We start from the raw sequence: 1,913 nt of genomic DNA, 5'->3' as shown, positions 1-1,913 counted from the left end.
AGGCGCGCCTGATCGTTCTGCAGATGGAGAAGGCCTCTCGCGTCGCGAAGGCGACGGCGGACGGCCGCGCCGGATCACTGAACATCGGATACAACCTTCCGGCCAGCCGCTACGTCCTGCCGTCGGCGCTGGCCAGGATGAGTGCTGTACATCCGGATGTCGTGCTCTCGTTGTGGGAGAAACGAACCGGACCTCAGCTCGCCGACCTCGCCGGCGGCGCGCTGGATGTGGCGTTGGTGTACGGGCACCCCCGTACCGCAGACTTCCGGTATCGGCTCGTCCTGCGGAACATTCCTCTGGTCGCCGTCGTCGGGAAGGGTCACAGCTGGGCGGGAAGACCAGGAGTACCGTTCGCGGAGCTGGCGAATCAGCCGTGTGTGATGTTCTCGCGTGACCAATGTCCCGCGATGTACGACTCCATCTTCACTGCGGCGTCGGACAGCAGGATTGCACTCGATGTTGCTCAGACGGCAGACGATCCGGGGGCGACTGCGCACATGGTGTCCGTCAGGCCGATGGTCGGTTTCGCGTCACTACCGCGAGCGACCTCGGTCGGATTGGGCGTGATGGGGGCCAACTCGGTGGCGGTGAAGCTTTTCGATCCGGTTCCGACCATCGATTTGTATGCGGTGTGGCGAAGCATTGAGGTGAATCCCGCGGTATTTTCCTTTCTCGACTGTATCGAGCACCAGGATGATGTAGATCGTAATGAGGGAACGCTGGCCGCAATTTGACCATTGCGATAGGAATTTCCGCTCGGCTATTCGTTTTATAGTCGTTGCCGACCGGTGTTGTTCGCCGAATAATTCAATTCATGAATCGTACTTCTTTTACCGGCAACGGACTCGAATTATGCGGGGAATCGGGGCTTTATTCGGTGGTGCGCCGTGCGGCGGCCGCCGCACCCGATCGGATGTCGTTGTGCGCCGGTATTTCGGGTGACACCCTGACGTGCGCAGCGCTCGACGTACGCAGTCGGACGATGGCGGGGTCGCTCATCGACCGCGGTGTGCACAAGGGCGACCGGATCGCCGTGCTCGGAAGGACGGGTCTCGACTGGGCGGTGATCGATCTGGCCGCACTGGCGATCGGCGCCATCGTCGTTCCGGTCTATCCCACCTCGTCCGCCCACCAGATACGGCACATCGTCGCCGACTCCGGTGCGGTGCACTTCGCGGCAGAGGCGCCGGCCGACACCGTGCGGCTCCGGTCGGCGGGCGCCCCGGTCAGTTGGACGTTTACGGAAATGACCGGGTGGACGTCGGACCCGGAGCACCCCGAACTGGAGCGGCGGATGGCCGCAGTGCATGCGGATGACCCCGCGATGATCGTCTATACGAGTGGTACGACGGGGCCGGCCAAGGGTTGTGTCCTCGCCCATCGGAACATGTACGCGTCCGCGGCAAATACCGTCTTACAGACCGGCACGATGTTCGGCGGAGACGAGACCGGTCAGGCCGTCACCGCGCACGCGCTGCCGCTGGCACACGTCTTCGGACAGACCATTCTGTTCGCGTGCCTCGTCGGGGGGACCCGAACACACCTGCTGGCCGGAATTCCGGACCTGGTCCCGGTGCTTCCCACGGTGCAGCCGACTTTTCTCGCACTCGTTCCCTATGCGTTGGAGAAGATACGCAAGGCCGCGCGTCCCCTGCTCACGCCAGAACTCGAGCAATCCGCCGTCGAGCGGGGCCTTGCCTGCTTGCGCAGCGAATCGGGTGGACAGTGGCCGAGCGGGCCGGTGACCGACATGCTGGGCGGACGCTTGCAGCACGTCATCTCGGGCGGAGCCTCGCTCGACGACACGACCGCAGGATTCTTCGCTGGCTTCGGCACCCACATTCTGAACTGCTACGGAATGACCGAGACGGCCACGGCGGTCACCGTCAATCGGCCCGAGACCAATGCTCTCG

2 protein-coding genes are annotated in these 1,913 nt (G+C 63.7%); both read left to right on the top strand.

What is annotated here, in order from left to right; all coding sequences use genetic code 11:
• The coding region (locus tag WAW17_RS15595; protein ID WP_422333853.1) for a LysR family substrate-binding domain-containing protein at positions 1-734 on the top strand (734 nt) is incomplete at its 5' end.
• Positions 735-814: 80 nt separating this feature from the next.
• A partial coding sequence (locus tag WAW17_RS15590; RefSeq protein WP_422333852.1) for an AMP-binding protein occupies positions 815-1,913 on the top strand: 1,099 nt, incomplete at its 3' end.

Origin of the sequence: Rhodococcus sp. (in: high G+C Gram-positive bacteria) (assembly GCF_049286785.1) — a bacterium.
Lineage (GTDB): Bacteria > Actinomycetota > Actinomycetes > Mycobacteriales > Mycobacteriaceae > Rhodococcus_F.
This window is presented reverse-complemented; position numbering and strand designations above follow the sequence as displayed.